Source organism: Alphaproteobacteria bacterium, from assembly GCA_030740435.1.
GTDB lineage: Bacteria > Pseudomonadota > Alphaproteobacteria > UBA2966 > UBA2966.
This window is the reverse complement of the sequence record JASLXG010000003.1, coordinates 1-16985: the sequence shown is the minus strand read 5'-3', so window position 1 is coordinate 16985 and position 16985 is coordinate 1. Positions and strand designations below refer to the sequence as shown.

Genomic DNA, 16985 nt, shown 5'->3' with positions numbered 1-16985 from the left:
TCGGCACCCTTGGTCCCAAGAGGTATTGCCAGGCACATGGCCGGGATCTCCACCGCAGTGCGCAAATCTGCTCGAACAGTCTGCTAAAGTAACCGGGTGCGCAGGTATTCGGCAAACTCCCGAGCCACCGCTCCGCCAACGGCGCTTCCGCGCCTGGCCTTGCTGGCCGGGCTGATCGCCCTGCTGTCGGCGGCGTCGGCGCCGTCGTCGGTGGCCCGGCAGGCCGGCGACAGCGTCAGCATCAGTGCGGCCGGCGACATTGCGGATTGTCCCGGCCGGCTCGGTAGCGCCACCGCGCGCCTGCTCGACGAGCTGCCCGGACCCATCCTGGCGCTCGGCGATCTGGCCTATCCCAAGGGCGCCCGGGCGCGGACTTCCGCGACTGCTACGGGCCGACCTGGGGCCGCCATCGGGAGCGCACCTGGCCGGTGCCCGGCAACCACGATTATTACACCCGCCGGGGCGCTCCCTATTACGACTACTTCGGCGCCCGGGCCGGTCGGCGCGGCCGGGGCTGGTACAGCTTCGACCTCGGCAGTTGGCACCTGGTGGCGCTGAACTCCAACCTCAAAGGGACCTTGGCGGCCGAGCAACTGACCTGGCTCGAGGCCGACCTGCGCACCTCGCAGGCGCGCTGTGTGCTGGCTTACTGGCACCACAGCCATTTCAGCTCGGGTTTCCACGGCGACACCAGGCGCATGCGGGCGGCCTTCGAGATCCTGCACCGCCAGGGGGCAAGCCTGCTGCTGACCGGCCACGACCACCACTACGAACGCCTGGCGCCGCTGGATGGGGCGGGCCGACCCAACCGCTTTGGTATCCGCGTCTTCGTGGTCGGCACGGGCGGAGCCCAGCCCTACCCGATCGATGCCCGCCGAGCCCATAGCGAAGCCGTCGGCACGGACTTGGCCGGAGTGCTGCGGCTCGAACTGGCAGCGGAACATTATGCCTGGGAATTCCGGCCGGTGGCGGGCACCAGCTTCGAGGATCGCGGCGGCGCGCCTTGCAACCCCCGGCCCGGGCGGAGCGGCTGAGCTCAGCCGGCCCGCAGGGCCGCCTTGACGAAGGCCATGCGGTCGTTGCCGAAATACATGTCGGAGCCGCCGACGAAGACGGTGGGGCTGCCGAAGCCGCCGCGGGCGATCAATTCGTCGGTGTTGGCCCGCAACTGGTCCTTGATCGCCGGCTCGTTGATGCGCGCCAGGTGCGCCTCGGCCTCGAGCCCGACCTCGGTACAGATCCGGCGCACCACCTCGTCCTGGGAGATGTCGTTGTCGTCGGTCCAATAGCTCCGGAAGGCGGCCCGGGCGTAGGGCACCAGCTTGCCCTCAGGCTGGCAGACCAGGCAGCCGCGCATGACCTTGACGCTGTTGACGGGAAAGACGCTGGGCGGATGGCGAATATCCAGACCCTGATGGCGCGCCCAGTCGGTCAGGTCCTTGTGCATGTATTGCATCTTGGGAGCCAGCGGGTCCTCGCGGTTGGTGTAGATCTGGCGGTTGACGGCGTTGAAGACGCCGCCCACCAGGATCGGCTTCCAGGTGATCTCGGCGCCGCATTCGGCGGCCACGGTCTGCACCGATTCGAAGCCCAAGTAGGTCCAGGGGCTGGAACAGTCGAAAAAGAACTCCAATGTGGTCACCTTGGACCTCCGCTGCAGAAAGTTATTGGTGAGGATTTTTGCAACTGCCGCTGATGATGTTGCCGGCTTTTCCGTTGAGATTGATCCACAGCTTCTGACCCTCGGCCAGGATATCGTAAAAGGCGGCGCGGCTGGGGCAGACGAGCTGCAGGATGGCGGACTGCTGCATGCGGCTCATGCGGCGCATGCGGCCGACCTGCGCCGCCTCGGGAATCACGACGTCCATGATGACGGCGTGTTTACGGCCGCGGCGCACGCTGGCCAGGCGCCAGGTGCGCGCCGCCGCGTCGCTGGGCCGGTAGCCCAGCAGCCACGCCACGGCTTCGTCGGCGCGCTCGTCGTCGGTTTTTTGGCCACAGGTCGCCAGGACCCCGGCGATAAATGCGAGCACGACCAAAGACCACAAGGTCTTGTGTCTGAATTCGCTCATCACGCCAAGTATAGCATGTCCGATGAAAAAACCCCAGCCTTTGGGGAGGCCGGGGCTGGGGGAGGGGGGAAGGTGGTCGGCTTAACCGAAGAGCCGGAGGATCGACTGCGGTCCGGCGTTGGCGATCGACAGAGCCTGCACGCCGAGCTGTTGCTTGATCTGCAGCGACTGCAGGCTGGCGCTTTCCTCGGCCAGGTCGGCATCGACCAGATCGCCCACGCCCTGCTTGAGGATGTCGACGAGCTGAACCATGAACTCGCCCTGGATCTCGACCCGCTTGGCCGCCGAACCCAGCGACGCCAGGTTGTTGGAAACCGAGACGATGGCGGCGTCGATGGCGGTCAGCGCCGTGCCGGCCTCGGAGACGTTGGTGTTCAATATGGCGCTGTCGATGGCCAGCGTTGTGGCGTCCATGATCTGGGCGCCCACGGTGATGGTGCTGCCTTCGACGGTGCTGAGCACGGTCAGCGCCGTGGCGCCCGAGGTGATCAGGTTCTTGCCGTTGAATTCGGCCGACTGAACCACTGTGTCGAGCTGCGAGCGCAGCGAGGTGAACTCGTTAAAGAGCGCGTCCTTGGAATCGGTATCCAGTCCAGCCTGGTTGGCCTGCACCACCTTGGCCTTCATCTCGATCAGCAGGTCCGAGATCGCCTTGGCCGCGTTGATGGCCACGTTGGTGGTGGCCTCGCCCATGGCCAACGCCGTCTTGACGGACTGCATGCCGGCGATGTCGCCGCGCATGTTCTGGGCGATAGCGAAGGTCGCCGCGTCGTCCTTGGGGCCGTTGACCTTGAGGCCGGTGGTGACGCGCAGTTGCGTCGTTTCCAAGGCCTTGTTGGTGGTGTTCAGGTTCTGCAGTGCGATCATCGCACCGGCATTGGTATTGACCGACATAGCCATGACGATCCGCTCCTCGATGGATCACGATGAAACAAACAAATTCCGCAATCACATCGCAATCGCTATGCCAGGGACGAGCTTGGAAAATTTTGTTTAAAAACAAGAGGTTAAATCCATCGACGAAATCCAGTGGCCAATCGTCAGGGAACTTTCGCACTGTCAGCGGCAATTCCTGCCGCCAGCAAAAAAAGTACCGCCCGGTCGCGCTGGCGACCGGCCCGCGGTACTTAGCGATCTTCAATAATTCTAGCGGAAGAGCGCGAGGATCGACTGCGGTCCGGCGTTGGCGATCGACAGCGCCTGGACGCCGAGCTGCTGCTTGATCTGCAGCGACTGCAGGCTGGCGCTTTCCTCGGCCAGATCTGCATCGACCAGGTTGCCCACGCCCTGTTTGAGGATGTCGACGAGTTGGACCATGAATTCGCCCTGGATTTCGACCCGCTTGGCCGAGGAGCCCAGGTTGGCCAGCGAGTTCGAGACCGTCACGATGGCCGTGTCGATGTCTTCCAGGGCCTGGCTGGCGCCGGTGCTGAGCTCGCTGGTGCTGACGCCGATGGAGGAGGTGTTCAATTCCTGGGCGCCGACCGAAATGGTGCTGCCTTCGACGGTACTGAGAACGCTGAGCGCGCTGGCACCGGAGGTGATCAGGTTCTTGCCGTTGAACTCGGCGGTCTCGACGATCGTCGTCAACTGGTTGCGCAACGAGGTGAACTCGTTTTGCAGGGCAGTTTTGGAATCGGTGTCCAGGCCGGCCTGATTGGCCTGCACCACCTTGGCCTTCATCTCGATGAGCAGGTCGGAAACCGCCTTGCCGGCCGAAATGGCCACGTTGACGGTGGCCTCGCCCATGGACAGGGCCAATTTCACCGACTGCATGCCGGCGATATCGCCGCGCATGTTCTGAGCAATGGCAAATGTCGCGGCGTCGTCCTTGGGGCCGTTGACCCGGAGGCCAGTGGTGACGCGCAGCTGGGTGGTTTCGAGACCTTTGTTGGTCTTGGTCAGATTCTGTAGCGCCATCATGGCGCCGGCGTTGGTGTTGACGGACATGGCCATCGGGATGTCTCCTTCTCCTGCCCCGGGCAGGGGATGTTTCGAGATTCGCGTCGCAACTCTCGTGCCAGATCCGGCAGGTTCGTAATGGAAATGAAAAAATTGTTTATTTTCAAAGTATTACCTGCTATCCCAACGAATTCGGCAAGGCTTTCGGGGTTGCCGACCCGGCCCCCGGTAGGGCAAGATTTGCCGGCACACGGGCACCACCGCATGAGCCCGACAAGAGGGAACAGCGATGACCGTCGAGGAATTTCGCGACATGATCCGGCCGATCGCCAGTATCATCCTGGGCAAAGCGCTGGGGCCTCAACTGGCGGACGAGATGAACCAGCGCTTTCCCTCCGACAGCCCGACCTTTCGGGCCATCGAAGGGGCCTGCCGTCAAGCCATCAAGGCCGGCTGGATGTGCAGTGAAGGCGGCGACGGACGGCGCTTCGGCAGGGTCATCGAGGCCGGCCCCCTGACCAGCGGCCTGAGCGTCGACGTGGTCGATCTCGACGACACCGCCGGTCCCCACCACCGCCACCCCTTGGGCGAGATCTGCTTGATCATGCCGCAGGATGCGGCGGCCCGCTTCGACGGCCATGGAGCTGGCTGGTGCATCTACGAGCCCGGCTCGGCCCACACCCCGGCGGTCACCGAGGGCCGCGCCCTGGTGCTCTACATGCTGCCCGAGGGACGGATTGAGTTTACCGAGTAGGCGGGTCGGCGATGAAAAATTCCTCGATGCCGTCGCCGGCCTCGTTCTCGAGCCGCGCGATGAAGCCGCCGTCGGCCCGCTCGAGGTCCGGCGACAGCGCCTTCACCTCGATTTTTGCCGCCGCCTCCCGGGCCTCGGCAACGCTGGCCTGGCGGCTGAGAAAGCGCAGGCTGCGCCGCGTCGGCACCAGCATGTGGTGCTGCCCGGCCTCGACCTCGGCCAGCACCCGGGCCGGCACGGCCCAGAACGACCGGCTGGCCTCGCCGCCATCGTGGCGGGCCTGCTGGCCGGGCGGTGCCGGCGCCAGGTAGATCACGGCGTCGAAGCGGCGCGGCCGCGAGGCCGGCGTGACCCAGCGGCTGCAGGGCAACAAAAGGTTTGTGGCCAGTTCCAGATCCTCGGCCCGAACCAGGGCTTCCAGATCCAGCGAATGGTGGCCGTCTTGCAGATAACGCCGGCCCAGCGCCGCCGCCTCGTCGCCCCCCAGCAAGACCTCGCCGCCCTGCCGCCGGGCCAGCAGCAGGCCGCATTCCTCGAAACTCTCGCGCACCGCGGCGACCCGAAAGGCGCGCTCCTCGTCGTCCCAGGCCGCCGCCCCGGCGCAGCGTTCGGCCAGGCCCCGAGAGGCGTCTGCCTCATCCACCTTGCCGCCGGGAAAGACCAGGGCCCGGGGGGCCACCTCGAGGTCGCCGCGCCGGCCCATCATGAAGACCTCGATCCCGGCCGCGCCGTCGCGCACCAGCATCACCGTGGCCGCGGCTTCCAGCCGGGCGAGCTTTGTCATGCCCGGGTTCAATCCGGCAGCCCGTCGAAGGCCGCCTCGGTGACGCCCACGTCCCGGGCGGTCTCCCTGATCTGGCGCCAGGTGTTGTCGTCCAGCGGGATGCCGTCGGTCTCGCGCTCGAGCCGGGTGCGGCGCTCGATGTCACCCGGCAACAACACCTCGCCGCCCTCCTCCAGCGGCGGCGAAGCCTGCACCCAATCGGCAAAGCGGGCGCTCTCGGAGGCCAAGAATCCCATGTCGGCAAACAGCGCCGGGTCCATCAGGATCGACAGCATGCCGTTTTCCAGCGATTCCACGCCCGGCGCCGTGCAGCCGCCACCGGCCATGACCCCGGCCAGCAGGTCGGCCATGACGGCCAGCCCCGAGCCCTTGTGCCCGCCCATGGCCAGGATGGCGCCGCCGGGTTCGGCGTAAAGCGTATTGGGATCGCCCGTCGGCCGGCCCTCGGCGTCCAGCAGCACACCCGGAGGCAGTTCCACGCCTTTGTTCTTGGCCACCAGGATCTTGCCCTCGGCCAGCACCGAGGTGGCGGCATCGAAGATCAGCGGCTGGCGCTCGGCCATGGGCATGCCGATGGCGATGGGATTGGTGGAGAGCCGCCGGTCGGAGCCGCCGAAGGGCGCCACCCGATTTCCCCGCCCGGTGGTGTTGACGAAATGGATCGAGGCCTGGCCGGCCAGGGCCGCCTGTTCGGCCCAGTCGCCGATGCGCCCCAGGTGGCCGACGTTCTTCAGCCCCATCATGGCCAGGCCCTGTCGCGCCGCCATCTCGATGCCGGCCGCCATGACCTGGCCGCCGATGGTCTGGCCGAAGCCCTTGTTGCCGTCGTAAAGCGCGATGACGTCGTTTTGCCACACCGCCTCGGCCCGGCGGTTGGGCATGACCGCACCCATGCGCCAGTATTCGACGTAGCGCGGGATGCGCACGACGCCGTGGGAATCGTGGCCCGCCAGGTTGGCGCGGACGAGAAACTCGGCCACCGTTTCGGATTCCTCGGCCTCGCAGCCGATGGCGGCAAAGACGGTGCTGGCCAGACCTTGCAGTGCCTCGCTTGCGATGTGCATACGATTTCCTCGTGTTTGGCCCCGGCCCAAGCGAGATGGTGCGCTGAGGCGCGGGCTCGTGCTATTTACCCGATGACGGGCCCCAGGTCACGCCTGGCCGGATACGGGCCCGAGGTAGGAGCAAGCCGATGATCGGAGACCCCGCCCCCCTTACCGTGCGCCGCGACTTCCCCCGGCCCAGCGCCCAGCAGCTGGCCGCCTTCGCCGATGTGCCCACGGGCTTCGTGGTCGACGCCCAGAACGGCACCGGCGCGCTCGACCACCGCATCAAGCCGCTGGTCGCCGAGGGCCAATTCGCCGCCCCGGCCATGACCTGCAACCTGGCGCCCCGGGATTCGCTGCCGGTGATGCCGGCCATCCACCTAGCCCAGGCCGGCGACGTGCTGGTGATCGGCTGCCAGGGTTTCGATGGTGCCGCCGCGGTCGGCGACAACGTGGCCCAGATGGCCCGCAACCAGGGCATTGTCGCCATCGTCACCGATGGCCTGGTGCGCGACGTCGACGGCCTGCTGGCCGTTGGGCTGCCCATCTTTTCCTGCGGCGTTTCGCCCAACTCACCCTACAAGTCGGGGCCCGGCGACATCGGCCTCAGGGTCGCCATGGGTTCGGTCAGCATCGATCCCGGCGATCTCCTGATCGGCGACCGCGACGGCGTCGTGGTGGTGCCGCGGGCCGGGATCGACACCGTCTCGGCGGCGCTCGACGAGGTGCGGGCCGCCGAGGCCAAGCTCGGAGCCCTGGTCAAGGGCGGCGCCACGACCATGGACTGGGTGCCGGAATATCTCGATTCCGATCAGACCCGATACGTGGATTGAATCGGATTTACTTCTGTCAGGGAGAGCAAAATGCCGCTTCTCGAACTCGGGCCCCAGGATGGGCTTTATTATGAACACGACGTCCCCAGCCAGAACGGCGCGCCGACCTTCGTCTTCGTCAACCCCATCACCGGCGACACGGCGCCCTGGCAGCTCGAAATCGGCCCGGCGCTGAGGGACGCCGGTTTCGGCACCCTGGCCTACAACTTCCGCGGCCAGGCCAACAGCCCCTACAGCCCCGGAACGTCCCTCGACGAGAAGCTGATCAGCGGCGACCTCAAGCACATCGTCAAGACCCTCGAGATCGCCCGGCCGCTGCTGGTGGGGCTTTCCATCGGCGGCCTTTTTGCCATCCGCGCCCACCTCGCCGGCCTCGATTGCGCCGGCCTGGTGCTGGTCAACACGCTACGCATCATCGGCCCGCGTCTGGCCTGGATCAGCGATGCCATCCTCAAGGTCATGGACGTGGGCGGCCCGCAACTGATGGGCGACATGATGACGCCGCTGCTGTGGGGCCCCGACTGGCTGGCCGCCAACCGCCAGGATTTCATCCAGCCCGGCACGGACTACGCACCACTCGATCCCGATTCGGGGCCCTACAACCTGCTCACCCACATGGGCCAGGCCGACTGGGACGTGCCTTACGAGGAGATCCGCTGCCCGGTGCTGGTGATGATGGGCCCCAACGACCGGATTTTCTACGAGGCCGCGGTGATCGAGCAACTCATGAAACGCATCCCCGACGCACGGCGTACCGACGTGCCCACGGCCGGCCACATGCTGCCCATGGAGGCGCCGGCGGAATTCATCGCGGCGGCCAAGGATTTTGGCGCCGCCCTATAGCGGCTCGGCCGCCATCTCCAGGTGCAGGCCGTCGCCCCGCCAGGGGTGCGCCCGGGCCACCTCTTCGTTTAGTTCGACGCCCAGACCAGGCGCCGTGGGCGGGATTACGTAGCCCTCCTGCCAACTGATCGGGGTCTTGAGGATCTGCGCAGAGAAACCCTGCCAGGTGAGAATTCCTTCCAGAATCAAAAAATTCGGGCTGCAGGTGGCGAGCTGGATGTTGGCCGCCCCCACCACCGGGCCGCAATAGAGGTGCGGAGCGATCTGGGCGTAGTGGGCCTCGGCCAGGCCGGCAATCTTCTTGGCTTCCAGGATACCGCCGACACGGCCCAGGTTGGGCTGCAAGATGGTGGCGGCGCCGGCCTCCAGCAGGCGGGAAAACTCGTACTTGCTGCTCAGGCGCTCGCCGGTCGCCACGGGGATCGAAGTGGCGGCGGCGACCTGGGCCATGGCTTTTGGGTTCTCGGGCGGCGTCGGTTCCTCGAACCACAGCGGATCGAAGCGCTCGAGCCGCTTGGCCAGGCGGATGGCGCCGGCCGGCGTGAATTGGCCGTGGGTGCCGAAAAGGATATCGGCGCGGCTGCCCACGGCCTCGCGGATGGCGGCGACGAAGCTCTCGCAGCGCTCAAGCGCTTCGAGCGAGGGCTGGCGCGGATCGAAGGCGGAATAGGGCCCGGCGGGATCGAGCTTGACGGCGGTGAAGCCAAGCTCGACGTATTCAGCCGCCCGCGCGGCGGCCAGCTCGGCATCGAGGTAGACGTCGGTGCGGTCGCCCTCTTGCGGGTATAGATAAGTGTAGGCCCGCAGCTTGTCGTGCACCCGGCCGCCCAGCAACTCGTAAACCGGTCTTTCCAGCGCCTTGCCGACGATGTCCCAACAGGCCATCTCGAGGCCGCTGAGGACCCCCAGCAGCGTGGGATCGGGGCGTAGCGAATAACCGCTGCCGTAGGTCCGGCGCCAGAGCGTCTCGATGCGCCGGGGATCGGCGTCGAGGAAATGGCGCTCGAAGACATCCCCGACCAGGTCGGCGATGCGCTCGGGCGAAAACGCCGCGGCGTAGATCTCGCCGATGCCGCTGATGCCGTCGGCCGTGGTCAGCTTGACGAAAATCCAATAGCGCCCACCCAGGTCGCGCACCGGGTTGGCCACGACGAAGGTCTCGAGGCCGGCGAGTTTCATGGCCCTGGCTCCGGCGCCAGGGCCAGCAGCGCGGCAGCGAAGCGCTCGCTGTCGGCGTCCGTTGCCTCGCGGGCCGAGGAACGGCGGATGCCGATGGTTTCGGGCGCGCTCATCTCGGCCGCCAGTTCGGCCGGCGAAAAGGCGGCGAAGGCCGCCGGCAGCTCACGCTTGACGCCACATCGCGTCAGCCAGTCGCCGTACCATTCGACCAGGGCGCCGGCGTCGGCCCCCAGCCCGCAAGCCCGGGCGGCGGCGGCGAAGGGGGCGCTGCCGGGAGTGTCGAACTTGGCCTGCCAGCCCAGCACCACCTCCAGCCCCAAGGCCGTGGCCAGGCCATGCTGCACCGGCGCCAGGGCGGCCAGCGCATGGCTCAAGTTATGGGCCAGGCCGGCCGAACAATTGTCGATGGCCATGCCGGCATAGGCGGCACCCAGCAGCATGCGGCCCCGCGCCGCCAGGTCGTCGGGCCCATTGACGGCATCTTCCAGTGATCCGGCCACCAGTTCCAGCGCGCGGTGGGCGTAGATATCGTTGCCGGCGTGGCGGTAGACGTTGGTGCAGGCCTCGAGGGCATGAACGAAGGCATCGAGGCCGGTCCAGGCGGTGAGAGCGGGCGACAGGGTGAGTGTGAGTTCGGGGTCCAGAATCACCCGCCCGGGCTTGGTCTCGCTGCCCCAGACCCAGACCTTGCGGCCGGCCGGGCTGGAGAAGATGTTGGTGGACGATAGCTCGGATCCGGTACCGGCCGTGGTCGGGATGCAGATGCAGGGCAGCCGGCGCGCCGGCAGCTTCTCGCCCTTCATGGCATAGGCTGCCGGGCCGAGATCGCCGAGCGCCACGGCGGCCGCCACCTTGCCCAGGTCCATGGCCGAGCCGCCGCCGAGACAAATGGCCAGGCCGGCGCCCTGGCGGCGCAGGAAATCCGTGGCCGCCTCGACTTCTTTTTGCTTGGGCTCGCCGGCGAATTCGCTGAACACCCCGACCTGGGCACCGCCGTCTTCGAGCGCGGCGACCAGCGGTCCGGCCAGGCCGAGATCGAAAAGTGCGGCATCGGTGATGAGCACGATGGGCCCGGCCTCGGCCATCTCGGCCGCGTCCCGGGCGATTTCACCGGCCCGACCGGGGCCGAAGAAAATCTCCGGCACCCGGCGCAGCCCAAAGGACTCGATGGGCTGGCCCGTCATCAAGTCAGCCGCATGTCGGTCTGGTCGGTGAGGATCATGGTGTTGGTTCCGGGCACGTAGGGAAACTCGTCCGCCAGGGCCGGGTCGAAGACGACGCCCAGGCCCGGCGCCTGGGGCGCCGCCACGCGGCCGTTGCTGATTTCCAGCGCTGCCAGGGCCAGGCGTTCGTTGAGCGGATGGTCCATGAAACAGAATTCCGTGATCGCCACGTTGGCCGTGGCGATGGCCATGTGTATTCCGGCCATGATGCTGACCTGGCTGCCCCAGGAGTGGATGCCGACGGGTTTCTGATGCAGCGCCGCCAGGGCGGCGATACGGCGGCCCTCGCTGAAACCCGAGGTGGCGATGTCGAACTGCACCAGGCCGAAGGCCTCGGCCTCCAGATAGGGCTTGAAGGCGCGCGCCGTGGGGATGCTCTCGGCACCGGCCACGGTCAGGCTGGTGGCCCGCCTGAGTTCACGATAGCCCTCGATGTTCTCCACGCGGCAGGGCTCCTCGAGCCACATCAGGTCGCAGGGCTCGAGGGCCCGGGCCAGGCGCTTGACCAGGCCCTGCGGCCAGGGCACGGCGCACGAGCCCTGCACGGCATCCACAGCCAAGTCGAGGTCGTCAGCAAATGTCTCGCGAAAGGCCGCCACCAGCGGCGGCGTCGCTTCGGGCCTGACCACGCGCATCTTGTAGGCGTCGAAGCCCCGGGCCTGGGCCCGGCGGGCGTCGGCAATGAGCGGCTCTACTTGGTCGAAAAGCCCGTTGCTGGCGTAGATGCGGACGTCGTTGCGGGCCCGGCCGCCGAGCAATTGCCAGACCGGCAGGCCCAGCGTCTTGCCCAGCGCGTCATGCAGCGCCAGGTCGATACCGCCCATGACGCCGATGCCCAGGCCCTCGCGGTTCCAGAAAATACTGGAGCCGTACATCAACTCCCAGGCCCGGTTGATGTCGCCCAGCTCATGCCCCTTGAGCAGGCGTTCGAAATGGGCCACCAGGCCGGGGATGGGCTCATAGGTGAACTGGCCGTGGGTGATTTCGCCCAGGCCGGTCTCGCCGTTGTCGCAGGTCACCCGCACCAGGGCCGCATCCATGTTGTCGCAGCGCCCGCCCGAATAGACATAGCGGATGTCCTCAGGGTACGGATAACGCAGGAAAAAGCATTCGATCTTTTCGATGCGCGGCATGGGGCTCGCTCACTGCATGGGCGAGAAGCCGACCGGCAGCAGGATCATCGAATGCATCTCTTCGAGCAGCGGGCCCGCCTGTCCCAGCGCCGCCTGCCATTCCTTGTCCTGCATGGCGGCAGCGCGCGCCTCGAAGCGCTGATTGAGGCTTTCGTAGACCCACATATGGGAGACCCCGTTGGGCTGGCCGGCCTCGCTGATCCAGAGGCCGACGTTGGGCGAATACTTTTCGCGCACGGGAAAGGCGCCATGCAGGATATCGGCGAATTCCCTGACCTTGCCGGTTTTGGCCCGGTAGTAGCGGTATTCGTAGACGTTGCCCTGGCTGGTCGGCGCATTCAGCGGCTTGACCGCCGTCATCAGCTTGATTTCCTGCTTCTGGATCAGGGGCAAAGCCTGGGGAATGAAGTCGCTGGTCCAGGCCTTGTTTTGGCCCAGCCGGGCGCGGGCGTCTTGGCGGGCGTTGAGATCGGCGTGGCTCCAGAGATGGACGACCTGGTTGAGGGGCCCGAACTCGCTCAGCCAATAGCCCTCGAGGGTGCCGTAGTCGTTGCCCCGGATGGGCCGGCCGACATCGGCTGAAAGCTTGACGAGGTCCGGCGCCCGGCCGGGCACGACGGTGTAGGCCCTGAGTTCATAGATCATGGTCCGCTCCCTGAATGGCCGCCCTTCTTTCGCTGCTCTCCCTCATAGGCCATTCCGGGTCCCAGGTGAAGAGCCGCCCTTGGCGACCCCCGTGGGGTTCCGTATTCTGGCGGCGATGGCAGAGAGCGGCGATCAACAGGCACTCTTCGAACGCGCCCTGGCGCTGAGCGAGGCCGGTGACCACGGCGCGGCGCTGCCCTTGCTGGCGGCGCTGAGCGAACACGCCGAGGCGTTGCCCGAACTCTTTTACTTCCACGGCCGGGCGCTGCAGGAGACCGGCCAGACCGCCGCCGCCGAGGCCCTTTACCGGCGCGCCCTGGCGGCCGGTGTGGCGCTGACCGATCTCTGGACCCGACTGGCCCGGCTGCTGGCGGATCGCGGCGCCTTCGAGGACTTGCAGGCGCTGATGCAAGAGGCCGACAGGGCGCCCCAGGAGATCCGGGCCGACGCCCTGACGGCGCTGGCCACGGCTTTCGAGATGGCCGACCGGCCGGAGCAGGCGGCCCAGGCAGCCGAGCGCGCGCTGGCGCTGGAGCCGGGGCGGCCGGTGGCCAACCTGATCGCCGGCGTCCATGCCGCCAACACCGGCCTTTTGGCCAAGGCCGAGCGGCATTTGAAAACCGTGATGGCAGCCGATCCCGGCCACCTCGACGCCCGCCATGCCCTGGCCGCGACGCTGGCCGACAGCGGCCGGCACGAGCAGGCGGAGGCGCTTTTCCGGGACCTTGCCGAAGAGCAACCCGAGGACGCGCGCGCGCTCTGCCGGCTCGGTGGCCTGCGCCTCGAGGCCGACGACCTGAAGGGCGGCGAGGCACTTTTCCGCCAAGCCGTGGCGCGCCGGCCCGACAACGTCGAAGCGGCCTTCCGCCTTGCCGATTCGCTCGAGCGCCAGGGCCGCGACGCCGACTGCCTGGCGGCCTACGACCGCGTCTTCGAGCTCGATCCCGAACGCCCCGAGGCCCACTTCAACGTCGCCCTCATCCACTTGCGCCGCGGCGAGTACGCCGAGGCCTGGCCAGGCTACGAATACCGCTTCGACTGTCCCGACGGTCCCAGCCGGCTGTCGCCGGCGGCGCCCTGGGACGGCCGGGCCTTCGCCGGCCACCTGCTGGTGCACTGCGAGCAGGGCTTCGGCGACGCGCTGCAGTTCGTGCGTTATCTGGCCCTGGCCCGGTCCCGGGTGGAACGGCTGACGCTGCTCTCACCGGTCTCGCTGGCCGCCCTGCTGGCCACCTGCCCGGGCCTCGACGCGGTGGTGACGCCGGCCGACGAGCTGCCCGATTTCGATCTCCACGTACCGCTGCTCAGCCTGCCCGGCATCTTCGCCACGACGCTCGACAGCATCCCCGCGCAGGTGCCCTACCTCTGGCCGCCACGGCCGGCGGCGGGCAAGCTGGAGCAGGCGCTGAAGGCCGGAGATGGCATCAAGGTGGGGCTTTGCTGGTCGGGCAATGCCGAAAACCCGGTCAACCGCCTGCGGACCTGCCCGGTCGAGCTGCTGGCGCCGCTGGCCGGCCGCTTTGGGCTGAACTTTTTCGGCCTCACCCTCACGGCGCCGCCAGCTGACCTCGAAGTGCTGGCCGAAACCGGCGCCTTCGTCGATCTGGCACCGCACCTGGAAAGCTTCGCCGACACCGCGGCGGCGCTGGCGGCGCTCGACCTGGTCATCAGCACCGACACCTCGGTGCCCCATCTGGCCGGGGCGCTGGGCTGCCCGACCTGGTTGTTGCTGCACAACACGGCCGATTGGCGCTGGCAGGAGGAACGCCCGGATTCGCCCTGGTACCCGACCATGCGGCTGTTTCGCCAAACCGCTGCCGGCGACTGGCTGGCCGTGGCGGCGGAACTCGACAGGGCCCTGGCAGCACTAGAAAAGCGATAGGAATCGCGAACCAAATGCTGCCATTGGGCGGCGGATATGCTAAGTTGCCCAATAGAGGAGGCCGATGGTGGCCTGACCATGACGCCAGCCGAATTCGTCGACATCATCAAGAAGCACCAGCTTTGGATACACGGCCGGCGCGGCGGGCAGCGTGCCAATTTGGCCCATCAGGTACTGGCCGGCATCAAACTGCCCGGCATCAATCTCAAGGGCGCCATCCTGACCGGCATCGACCTGCAGCGTTGCGTCCTCAGAGAGGCCGACCTTTCCGAGGCCGACCTCTTCGGCGCCACCTTGGAACGTGCCGACCTGCGCGAAGCCAACCTCAGTGGCGCCGATCTGCGCGGCGCCCAGTTGCGCGGCGCCAACTTGACCCTGGCCAACCTCGATGGTGCCGATCTGCGCAAGGGATCGCTGCTGCTGACCAGCGGCGAGATATCCAAGGGCGAGGGCGGCAAGGGGGATCTGATCAAGCGGCGCCAGCGCATGGCCGCCGCCGACCTCTCGGACGCGGCCCTGGAAAACGCCAGCATCGCCCAGGCCGATCTCGATGGTGCGGTGCTGAACGGCGCTAACCTCAAGGGCGCCAACCTGACCGGTTCGAACCTCATGGGCGCCGATTTGGCAGGTGCCGATCTGAGCGGCTCGAACCTGGAAAAAACCAATCTCAGCGGCGCCCGGTTGCAAGGGGCCAAGGTTCAGGGCACCAACCTGCGCGGCGCCGAGATCGTCGGCACCATCCTGGTCGATGTCGACCTCGATCACGCCAATCTCGACCAGGCCCGGGTCGTGACCTATGTCGAGAACCTATCCCAGGACGTGCAGCAGACCATCCAACGGCATCGCGAGTGGGTCGACAGCTTCGGCGCCGAGGGCGAGCGCACGGTGCTCGATGGCCAGAGTTTCCCGAACGTCGTCTTCGCCGGCCTGGACCTCAGCGGCGCCAGCATGCAGAGCACCGTGTTGGCGAACTGTGACTTCTCGGGCTGTACCTTGAAGATGGTTGATTTCAGCGAAGCCAACCTCAAACACGCCAATCTCTCCGCCGCCGACCTGAGTGGCAGCCGGCTGTGCAAGGCCAACCTCAGTGGCGCCGATTTAAGCAACGCGGTGCTGGGCGCAACCGAAATCCGGGACCGCTCCGGCACCACCACCGGCGAGATGCGCAGCGACCTCTCCGGCGCCAATCTGGCCGGCGCCCGGCTCAGGGGTACCGACCTGAGCCAGGCCATCACCGAGGGCGCCACCCTGCCGTTCGGTTGGCGCCTGCCCGAGGCGGACCCGAACGGCGAGAAGCCCAAAGCGGCAAGGTGAACGAGGCAGGAATCGAAGCCCTTTCGCCAGAGCCAGTTGGCGATCATGCTGCGCCAAGCATAGGAGGCGAATTGGGGGTGCGGGTGGCCGGGCGGGTTGTTACTCGCGGCCAAGCGGCTTAACAGGAACAGACAAGGGAGAAAGAGATGGAAATCCAATGGCTGGGACATTCCGCGGTACGCCTCGAGGCGGCCGGCAAGAACCTGCTGATCGACCCCTATCTCAGCGCCAATCCGCTGGCGCCGCCGGGTGCCGTCGAGGCGCTGCAAGACATCGACCTGATTCTCGTCAGCCATGGCCACGATGATCACGTCGGCGACACCGTCGACCTGGCCGGCCGCCATGGGGCCCAGGTGGTCGCCATTGCCGAGATCTGCTCCTGGCTCGGGGCCCAGGGCGTGGAAAACTGTTTGAGCATGAACATCGGCGGCACGGCGACGCTGGACGGGCTCTCGATATCCATGGTGCGGGCCGTGCATTCCTCCAGCACGCGGCGCGACGGCATGCCGATCTACCTCGGTGAATGCACCGGCTTCGTCATCAAGGCCGAAGGCCAGGCGGTCTACCATGCCGGCGATACGGACGTCTTTTCCGACATGGCCCTGATCCAGAAAATCCACGCTCCGACGGTCGGCTTGTTGCCCATCGGTGGCCATTTCACCATGTCACCGGAGACCGCCGCCCTGGCCTGCAACGAGTTTCTCGAACTCGACATCGTGGTGCCCATGCACTTCGCCACCTTCCCGGTGCTGGCCCCCGACGCCAGTGAATTTTCCGCCGCCGTCAAGCGCGGCCGGGTCGAGGTCTTGTCGCCGGGCGGCAGCTTGACTCTGTAGACACTGGTACGATTCGGCAAAATCACCCGGGCGGCGAAACACAACATCTTGCGCCTGGATGACCTTTCCGACCCATGATATCGATTATTTTGGAGTGCGAAACCGGGTACAACAGCTTTTTTCGAACTCCCGAAGATGCTGGCGAAAAGAGTCAAAAAAAATCCATAAAGGTTTGTGTTTTCAAGCAAAATTGTGTATTGAGAATCTGGAAGCTAGCATCTGGGAGGGATCACCGTGTCTGGGCGCCACTCAATTTTCTGGCGCGCGCTGAGCAGCCTTATGGGGCTGGCGCTCGTCTTGTCACCGACAATTTCGTTTGCGCAGACCGGCGTGGGCAATGCCGGCAAGGTGGTCAATCAGGTCAGCGGGGCGCTGCAAAGCAAGGTCCGCAAAATCGCCCTGAAGGACCAGGTTTACCAAAACGAAAAGATCAGCACCGGTTCGGCCAGTGCGACGGAAATCACTTTCAAGGACGAAACCAAGCTGACCATCGGACCCGATTCCGATGTCACCCTGGACAATTTCGTTTACAAACCGGG

At 66.6% G+C, this 16985-nt stretch carries 19 protein-coding genes; 8 read left to right on the top strand and 11 right to left on the bottom strand.

What is annotated here, in order from left to right:
* Window positions 1–83: 83 nt before the first annotated feature.
* Window positions 84–260: a hypothetical protein gene (locus QGG75_00235; GenBank protein MDP6065675.1), complete on the bottom strand. Its 177-nt coding sequence runs from the start codon at window positions 258–260 to the stop codon at window positions 84–86.
* A gap of 168 nt (window positions 261–428) precedes the next feature.
* Between QGG75_00235 and QGG75_00230 the strand changes: the two genes are divergently transcribed.
* Window positions 429–1034 carry a metallophosphoesterase gene (locus QGG75_00230; GenBank protein ID MDP6065674.1) on the top strand — a complete coding sequence of 202 codons (606 nt, stop codon included), beginning with the start codon at window positions 429–431 and terminating at the stop codon, window positions 1032–1034.
* Between the two features lie 2 nt (window positions 1035–1036).
* Here the strand turns inward: QGG75_00230 and QGG75_00225 are convergent, their stop codons facing one another.
* The 4 genes from QGG75_00225 to QGG75_00210 all read right to left on the bottom strand — a co-directional run bounded on the left by QGG75_00225 (window position 1037) and on the right by QGG75_00210 (window position 4028).
* Entirely contained in the window at window positions 1037–1633 is a 597-nt protein-coding gene (locus QGG75_00225) for a 2-hydroxychromene-2-carboxylate isomerase (protein ID MDP6065673.1), read from the bottom strand.
* 31 nt (window positions 1634–1664) lie between these two features.
* Complete coding sequence (locus QGG75_00220) at window positions 1665–2072, bottom strand: hypothetical protein (GenBank protein MDP6065672.1); 408 nt, start codon at window positions 2070–2072, stop codon at window positions 1665–1667.
* Between the two features lie 81 nt (window positions 2073–2153).
* Window positions 2154–2972, bottom strand: a complete 819-nt coding sequence (locus QGG75_00215) for a flagellin (protein MDP6065671.1) — start codon at window positions 2970–2972, stop codon at window positions 2154–2156.
* Between the two features lie 246 nt (window positions 2973–3218).
* Window positions 3219–4028: a flagellin gene (locus QGG75_00210; protein ID MDP6065670.1), complete on the bottom strand. Its 810-nt coding sequence runs from the start codon at window positions 4026–4028 to the stop codon at window positions 3219–3221.
* Window positions 4029–4263: 235 nt separating this feature from the next.
* On the opposite strand from QGG75_00210, the gene QGG75_00205 reads away from it, so the two are divergent.
* Window positions 4264–4728 (top strand): DUF4863 family protein, encoded by a 465-nt coding sequence (locus tag QGG75_00205; protein ID MDP6065669.1) that lies wholly within the window; start codon window positions 4264–4266, stop codon window positions 4726–4728.
* Here QGG75_00205 and QGG75_00200 read toward each other — a convergent pair.
* Both QGG75_00200 and QGG75_00195 read right to left on the bottom strand, forming a co-directional pair.
* Window positions 4718–5512: an NUDIX hydrolase gene (locus tag QGG75_00200; GenBank protein ID MDP6065668.1), complete on the bottom strand. Its 795-nt coding sequence runs from the start codon at window positions 5510–5512 to the stop codon at window positions 4718–4720. The genes QGG75_00205 and QGG75_00200 overlap by 11 nt on opposite strands.
* Before the next feature lie 8 nt (window positions 5513–5520).
* The gene (locus QGG75_00195; protein ID MDP6065667.1) at window positions 5521–6576 is read right to left on the bottom strand and encodes a malate/lactate/ureidoglycolate dehydrogenase; all 1056 of its coding nucleotides are present in this window, start codon (window positions 6574–6576) and stop codon (window positions 5521–5523) included.
* Window positions 6577–6704: 128 nt separating this feature from the next.
* On the opposite strand from QGG75_00195, the gene QGG75_00190 reads away from it, so the two are divergent.
* Together QGG75_00190 and QGG75_00185 are read left to right on the top strand one after the other, a co-directional pair.
* Entirely contained in the window at window positions 6705–7391 is a 687-nt protein-coding gene (locus tag QGG75_00190; GenBank protein MDP6065666.1) for an RraA family protein, read from the top strand.
* Between the two features lie 30 nt (window positions 7392–7421).
* A complete protein-coding gene (locus tag QGG75_00185) occupies window positions 7422–8234 on the top strand; it encodes an alpha/beta hydrolase (protein ID MDP6065665.1) in 813 nt (270 codons plus the stop codon).
* Here QGG75_00185 and QGG75_00180 read toward each other — a convergent pair.
* The 4 genes from QGG75_00180 to QGG75_00165 are packed head-to-tail and all read right to left on the bottom strand — an operon-like array spanning window position 8229 to window position 12414.
* Window positions 8229–9413 (bottom strand): mandelate racemase/muconate lactonizing enzyme family protein, encoded by a 1185-nt coding sequence (locus QGG75_00180; protein ID MDP6065664.1) that lies wholly within the window; start codon window positions 9411–9413, stop codon window positions 8229–8231. The genes QGG75_00185 and QGG75_00180 overlap by 6 nt on opposite strands.
* Entirely contained in the window at window positions 9410–10597 is a 1188-nt protein-coding gene (locus tag QGG75_00175; protein MDP6065663.1) for an iron-containing alcohol dehydrogenase, read from the bottom strand. Before QGG75_00175 ends, QGG75_00180 begins: the two co-directional genes overlap by 4 nt.
* Entirely contained in the window at window positions 10597–11769 is a 1173-nt protein-coding gene (locus tag QGG75_00170; GenBank protein ID MDP6065662.1) for a mandelate racemase/muconate lactonizing enzyme family protein, read from the bottom strand. The genes QGG75_00175 and QGG75_00170 overlap by 1 nt, the downstream gene beginning before the upstream one ends.
* Before the next feature lie 9 nt (window positions 11770–11778).
* The gene (locus tag QGG75_00165; GenBank protein MDP6065661.1) at window positions 11779–12414 is read right to left on the bottom strand and encodes an NIPSNAP family protein; all 636 of its coding nucleotides are present in this window, start codon (window positions 12412–12414) and stop codon (window positions 11779–11781) included.
* A gap of 91 nt (window positions 12415–12505) precedes the next feature.
* Here QGG75_00165 and QGG75_00160 point away from each other — a divergent pair, with 91 nt between their 5' ends.
* From QGG75_00160 to QGG75_00145, 4 genes are all read left to right on the top strand, one after another.
* A complete protein-coding gene (locus QGG75_00160) occupies window positions 12506–14296 on the top strand; it encodes a tetratricopeptide repeat protein (GenBank protein ID MDP6065660.1) in 1791 nt (596 codons plus the stop codon).
* A gap of 78 nt (window positions 14297–14374) precedes the next feature.
* A complete protein-coding gene (locus QGG75_00155) occupies window positions 14375–15610 on the top strand; it encodes a pentapeptide repeat-containing protein (GenBank protein ID MDP6065659.1) in 1236 nt (411 codons plus the stop codon).
* 146 nt (window positions 15611–15756) lie between these two features.
* Window positions 15757–16446: a metal-dependent hydrolase gene (locus QGG75_00150; GenBank protein ID MDP6065658.1), complete on the top strand. Its 690-nt coding sequence runs from the start codon at window positions 15757–15759 to the stop codon at window positions 16444–16446.
* A gap of 234 nt (window positions 16447–16680) precedes the next feature.
* The coding region (locus tag QGG75_00145) for a hypothetical protein (protein ID MDP6065657.1) at window positions 16681–16985 on the top strand (305 nt) is incomplete at its 3' end.